Consider the following 6,357-nt stretch of genomic DNA (forward strand, 5'->3'; position numbering starts at 1 on the left):
GGCCATAGACGGCCGGCAGCAGAGGCCAGAGGCGGCCGGCGGGCCGGGAGGCCAGGGGCAGGGCCAGGAGCGGCGGCAGGAGGGGCAGGAGGGGGGTGAAGTACCGGCCCTGCATGCCGGGCAGGTTGGGGGCGCCCACCGGCGCCCACCACAGATACATGAGGGTCCAGACCAGGCCGACGGAGGCGGCCAGCACGGCCAAGGTCCAGAGGCGGATGGCCGCGGTCGGCCGAAACGGCCCGGTCGCAGCCAGCAGGCTGGCCGCTAGCAACGCCCCGGCGTGCAGCAGCACCAGCTCCTGCGGGGCCGGCAGATCCAGCCAGCCCAGGGTGCCCAGGAGCTCATGGAGGTAGGGAAGCCCCTTGCCGGTCAGGTCCCGGCCGAAGGCGGCCAGGAAGGCCAGCGGATGGCCGAGGATGAAGGCCAGCTGCCCCTGGGCATCGGAGCCCGGCAGCATGGGCCTGTAGCTTGTGCCCATGACGAGCACGGACCAGGCAGCGGCGGCGGTCCAGCCCAGGAGCGGCAGCCAGAGGCGCACCAGGCGCCGGTCGGCCGGCTGGCGGAAGCGGCTTTTCGGGATCAGCCAGCCCAGGAAGGGCAGCACCAGATACGCCTGCTTGCACAGACACAGCGCTGTTGTTACAATCCCTAGCCGCCCGAGATCCCGGCCGGACAGGGTGCGGCCAGGAGGGCCGGCGGCGGCTGCCAGCACCAGGGCCACCTGCACCATGGCCAGGGCGTTGATGAGGCTGTCTGCCGACAGCCCGGCCCGCTGGTAGCTCACCACCGGCGTCATGGCGACGAGGAAGAAGGCCCAGCGGCCCAGGGGTGTCACCCGGATCGCGTACCAGGTGAGGGCCAGGGCCAGGAGGAGGCCTCCCAGGCGACCCGAGTACATCAGCACCAGGGGCCGGTCCGTGGCCAGGCGGCCCAGGGCGACGCCGGCGGTCACGCCCAGATAGGGAACCGGCGCGTAGAGCACCGTGGGAAAGGGGGCGTAGGTGAGATCGTGCTCGTCGATACGCAGCTCGGCCATCCCCGCCAGGATGCTTCGCATCTCGGACCAGGGCCGGGGCCGTTGCATGGGGACACCCAGCCGGTGCTCGGTCTCCCAGGTCAGGCGCTGGATGGCGGCCGGCAAGGTATCCCCCAGCCCCTCCCCCAGCATGTGGCCCTGGCTCAGCTGATAAGCCCGGTAGAAATGGCGCCATTCGTCCGCCACCTGGTACGGCGGCAGGAGCAGCACCAGGGCCAGGCCGCAGGCCAAGCCCAGGACCCCGAAGAGGCGGGCCGGATCCCGCCACCATTGTGACCACCCCGATTCTTCTCCCATCGCCACCCTTACCTCATGAACATGGAGACCACTGGTATGGAGCAGGGCTGTTCCAGCTCGGAGCGTCCGTTCATCGCACAGGCGCCGTCAACCCCCCAACGGGCGGCCGCCCCGGCCGCGGGGCCAGCGGCGGCCCAGGTCGAGGCGGCTGGCCGCCAGCGCCATCTGTGCGCCACCAGCAGCCATTTCGACAACCTGTCTGACCAGTATGACGCCTATGCCGAAAAGCGGCTCGCCTACCTGGAGGCGGTGGACGCCGCCATCATCGCCCAGGTGGTGGGCAAAGGGCCCTGCCGCTACCTGGACGTGGGCTGCGGCACCGGGCGGCTGCTGGAGAAGCTGCGCCGGGCGGCCCCCTCCTGCCGTGGCACCGGCATCGACATCTCCCCCCAGATGGTCGCCATCTGCCAGGCCAAAGGCCTCGACGTCCAGGTCACCGACTTCTTCGCCTTCCAGCCGCCGGTCCCTTTTGATGTCGTGTTCCTGGAGTTCAATGTCTTCGGCTATCTGCTGGTGCAAAACGGCCTTGCCGCCACAGTCCATCATCTGCGCCGCCTGGCCGGCGACCGGGGCACCGTGGTCTTCGATGTCTTGAACCCCTGGTGCCTGACCTACGGCCATTTGCGCCAGACCGTGCCCACGGCCCTGGCCCGCTGCCGGAGCCTCCTGGCCAACGGTGGCGTCTGCCAGTTCACCTACAGCGTCGGCGGCCATCCCGTCACCATGGGCCTGGCGCGACCGGGCATGATCGAGGCCCAGTTCCAGGCCGCCGGCTACCGGGCCACGCGGCACCTCATCAAGTACGCCGACCATCCCTGGCTCCGGCCTTTGCCCCGGCTCCTTTCCTCACAGATCCTGTTTGTCTTTGCGCGGTAGCAGCCAGGCCGGCCGTAAGCCCGGCAGCCGCGTCAGGCGCCAGACCGAGTAGTGCACCCAGGGCTCGATGATCTGCCAGATGTTGCCCAGGTTGATGTAGGAGTACGAACGGGCCGGCGGATACTGGATCTCCACCTGCACCGGCCGGTAGCGGGCTTCGTGGTGGAGGAGCCAGATGGTGATGATGTGCTCGAACTGGTAGCCGAAGTACCCTGACAAGGCGTTGAGGTCAGGATTCCAGGCCGCCATCCGCACCAGGCGGGGGCCGCAGGTGATGTCCGTGACGTCAAAGCCGGTGATGAGGCGAAACAGGGTGCTGAACGGCCGGATCAACGCCCGGCGCTGCCACGGCGTCTGCTTCGCATCCTCGGGCCGCAGAAAGCGGCTGCCCAAGAGGTAGTCGTACTCCCCGGCCTCGGCGATTCTGATGATCTTGGCGACCTCGGCGGCCCGGACCTTGTAGCTCCCCTCCTGGAAGACGAAGTGGGTAAAGCCGTGCCGGCCGGCGTAATCGAGCATGGCGGCAAAGGCGGCGCCCACCCCCTGGTTGCGGGGTGGCCGTTGCACCCGGAGCCGGTCGCCGAAGGAGGCGAGGATCTCCGGCGTGCGGTCGGTGGAGCCGTCGTCGATGATCAGGATCTCGTAGTCGATGCCCAGGGGCGGCAGGGCGGCCAAGAGGTCCTCCACCACCAGGGCAGCAACCCTCTCTTCATTGTACATGGGCGCTGCCACCAGGTAGCGCCGGCCAGGCATGGGGGGCATAGGTCTCGTTCCGGGGTGAAGGAATCGGCGGGCTTCCGGGATGCTCTCCGGCCCGGCACGCCATATACAGGAGCCTGGGTCGGAATTCAAGGCCGTTTTCATCCACTGCCCCGTTGTGGAGGTCCCAGGAAGTGGAAGCAGGGCGCTGGAATGTTCACCCGCTGACATCGCTTGGTGTTGCCAACAGCCTTGTTGGCAACACCTCTGTTGGCTGGGGAGGGGCAGGCATGACAAAGGGGTGTCAGGCGGCGGAGCCGGCCGGCGGTCATCCTCTTGATCCGAGCCGGGATGGTCGCCTCGGCTGTGGACGATCACCCAAGATCGGCAGGGGATTTGACGGCGCGGATCCGGAAGCGGCAAGAGGACTGGGGGCCTCCTGCAAGTGGGGTGAGTCGCCTGGGTGGGGGCTCACCCCTCGATCAGGCGGGCTCAGCGGCCGCTCCGGGTGGCCCGTTCCCGGAGCACGTTCTCTTTGAAGGCCTTGAACTCGTCAAAGAGCAGGGCCGGGTCCGAGGCGAGCCATCCCTCGTTGGTGGGGCTGGGGGGGCCGACCCGGACGATTCCGTAGCAGTCACATTCGACCCCGATCGATGTTCTCGACTGCGGGAGCTTGATGAGTCCCGGTGAGCTTGGGTGCGGCTTGGCAAACTCTCTGAGCAGGGGGATCGAGCGGTGCTCGTCATGGAAGAGGGCGATGATGTCGTACTCGGTGAGACGCCCATATCGACTCGGTTTGGGGAACTGGAGGGTCAACATGCAGCCAAAGCAGCGCTGTGGCTCCTGGCGGAGATGGAAGTCGAGCCGTTGCAGGTTGAAGGCCTTGGTCAGGAGCGTCATGGCCGCGTCAAAGGAGGCTTTTTCCGGATCCTCGTAAAGGATCGTGAACCGGAGAAGGGGCAACTCCGCGAGATCCGGAACGAGGATCAGTTCGGTCGCCACCGGCATGCGGGATTCCGGGTCTGCCACCGGCCTGACCAGGATATTGGTTTCGATGGCTCGTACCATCTCGAAGGCCGGGAAGCTGCCGGTCTCGCTCCCCTGGAGGCCCAGATAGAGTTGCTTCGTCACCTTCTCCAGGTCGACGCGGCAACGTCCCCAATCCTGCATCTCGTCGCAAAGACGGAGCAGGCAGGCCAGCGGATGATCCTCCAGGGAGAGCCTGATCCCAGACAGATTGTGGCAGGCCATGGCATACAGCCCCTCCTGGCAGCGTGCCAGCCGATCAGGGCTCTCCTCGCCGTCCCAGGGCAGACCCAGGATCTGCCCCACCCGCAGAGCGCTCAGCACCCCGTGATCCCGCAGGCGTTCTTCGCTGGGATCCGCAAGAACGTCATCCGGGCCACCGCCGACCGCCGCGGCGATTTGCCTGCTCAACGCCCGCCCAAAGGTGAGCTGGTCTTCAGGGGTGAGCCAGGTGCCGTGCACCTCAGGTGAATCGATGCGGAACGGCCGACCGGGGATCAGGAAGTACTGCCGCCAGGTCGCGTTGTCCCGCGACACGTCCCGACCTTGCCCGAGCTGGTAGCCGATGTCGTGGAAGAGGCTGGCGATGGCCCAGTTCCGGAGCACATCGGCGGCACTGAGGCCACAGCCTTTTCTGGGAGTCAGCTTGGCCAGATGATCGGCCAGGGGGAGCAGGGTCGACTTGATCCAGGACAGGCGGGTGTTGAGAAGCAGGAGGCCCAGGAGAAAGACATCGATAACGTGCAGCAGGTGATCGCGGTAATGGCTGCTCTTTAGATAGTGGCCGACCTCTGCCCGGACCTGCCGCGCCAGATGGTGACGGATGGCGAGCTGCTCGTCCACCTCCAGCTCCACATGGGCGTACCGGTCCACCATGTACACTAGGCCGTCCAGCTCTTCGCGGGGGCTGATCGCCCGGGGCATGGAGGGTGTCCCGTGCCAGCGCATGCCGCACCTGGTCTGGAGACGGCCCACCACACCGAGCATGAAGCGGGAGAGGTTGATCAGGAACTGGCGATCAAGCTCCCGTGAGGGGGTGCGATGCCCCTTCGTCTGCTCGCCGTCCAGGTACATCTGCTCGAGACTGGAGTCCGGCTTCGCGATCTCGGCAGCCAGGTACAGCCAGCGGAAATTCTTGTCGATCCGGACGCCTGCCGTGGGGCTGCCTCCAGGAAGGGAAGGGTCAACCGTCGCAAGCCCCTCGATGGCCAGCGCCCTGGTCAGCGGCAGAAGGCATCTTGTCCAGGCCTTGGCCTTCTCCATCGTCATGGCCGGTGAGGCAGCCGCTTGCCCCCCGCCGGCAGTGGGCGTGGGATACTCGCCCCGCTCCTCGGCCCACCACCGGAGCCGTTGCCAGCCATGCTCCAGGAAGACCAGGGCGAGCTGAACGTGGTGGGTGGGCCTGGGGCTGCTCGGCTCTCCCTCGAAGATGAGGTCAGCCAAGGCCCAGATGGTCTCCAGGCCGCTGCCGGCTCCTTGCCCGGTCACGAAGGCCCTGACTTGGCGGTATGGAGGCTTCCAGACAGCCGATGCCTTGACGGCATCATCCCATCCCGCCGCCGGCTCGGCCCCCATGGCCCTTTTCCGTTGCTGGTAGCCGATCCAGACGGCGGCGTAACACCTTCCAGAGTCGTCCTGGGAGACGTCTGGGAGGCGAGCCTCCAGGTCTTGCCAATGCTCATGGGGGAGCACGTCCTTGACGAAGGACTCGGAGAGCGTCTTCCACGCCCGGTCGGTCGCCTGGCAGACCGCGGCCACGAGGTCAGACTCGAACCGCCGCAGGAGCTGGCTGGCTGCCCAACAATGGTAGGAGCAGTACCGGAATTCGGCTGAGTCCTTCTGGATCAGGACCAGCTCCCGGGCGTGCGCCGGATGTTCTGCCGTGATCTGCCCGAAGGCCACCAGGGCATCCGGGTACTGCCGGTCGCCCAGTCGGATCGGGGCCTCCCGGGTGAAACCGTCCGCGTCCCGCTGCCCGAGGGAATCGCGGTACCAGCCGCAGAGATCCTCGGCTTCCACCTGGCCTGCCCCGCCGGCAGGCCAGATGCGCCGGATCGTCTCCCGGGTGGTGCCGCCGTCGACGCGCCTTTCGATGAGCACCCCGATCTCCGCATCCAGGAGGCTGCAGGCCAGCCGGAGCAGGGATTCCTCGTCACGGGGAATCGAGCCAATCGCATCCACCACGCACCTGCTGAACCCCTCGAAATCGGCCTGGGTCATCCTCTTCATGGCCGAACCTCCGTGCGCCGGTTCAAACCGGCGAGGTGTAGTGAATGAAAGAGTCATACGTTGAAGGCTATGAATCCAAATGTCAGTTGGGTTCTGTAATATCAAGGGGTTACGGTGCGGCCATGTGCCATACCTGCTCAAGAATCTTGCAGGTCGTTCCATGAACGGCAGGTGCCGTCCCAAGGCATTCTTGG

General features: G+C 66.7%; 4 protein-coding genes. 1 reads left to right on the top strand and 3 read right to left on the bottom strand.

The annotated features are described in order from the left end of the window. On the bottom strand, window positions 1-1,333 hold a 1,333-nt coding region (locus AB1634_18255), incomplete at its 3' end, for a DUF2142 domain-containing protein (GenBank protein ID MEW6221457.1). A 36-nt stretch (window positions 1,334-1,369) separates the two neighbouring features. Between AB1634_18255 and AB1634_18260 the strand changes: the two genes are divergently transcribed. Further along, entirely contained in the window at window positions 1,370-2,209 is an 840-nt protein-coding gene (locus AB1634_18260) for a methyltransferase (protein MEW6221458.1), read from the top strand. Here AB1634_18260 and AB1634_18265 read toward each other — a convergent pair. Next, window positions 2,180-2,971: a glycosyltransferase family 2 protein gene (locus AB1634_18265; protein ID MEW6221459.1), complete on the bottom strand. Its 792-nt coding sequence runs from the start codon at window positions 2,969-2,971 to the stop codon at window positions 2,180-2,182. The two genes, AB1634_18260 and AB1634_18265, sit on opposite strands and share 30 nt — an antisense overlap. 429 nt (window positions 2,972-3,400) lie before the next feature. After that, the gene (locus tag AB1634_18270) at window positions 3,401-6,163 is read right to left on the bottom strand and encodes a hypothetical protein (GenBank protein MEW6221460.1); all 2,763 of its coding nucleotides are present in this window, start codon (window positions 6,161-6,163) and stop codon (window positions 3,401-3,403) included. Window positions 6,164-6,357: the final 194 nt, after the last annotated feature.

This window comes from Thermodesulfobacteriota bacterium (assembly GCA_040755095.1).
In the GTDB taxonomy this organism is placed as follows: domain Bacteria; phylum Desulfobacterota; class Desulfobulbia; order Desulfobulbales; family JBFMBH01; genus JBFMBH01.

What these genes read in the sequence shown, in the direction of transcription:
- AB1634_18260 (MEW6221458.1), top strand. Translation starts at nt 1,370, where the DNA reads ATGGAGCAGGGCTGTTCCAGCTCGGAGCGTCCGTTCATCGCACAGGCG.
- AB1634_18270 (MEW6221460.1), bottom strand. Translation starts at nt 6,163, where the DNA reads ATGAAGAGGATGACCCAGGCCGATTTCGAGGGGTTCAGCAGGTGCGTG.
- AB1634_18265 (MEW6221459.1), bottom strand. Translation starts at nt 2,971, where the DNA reads ATGCCCCCCATGCCTGGCCGGCGCTACCTGGTGGCAGCGCCCATGTAC.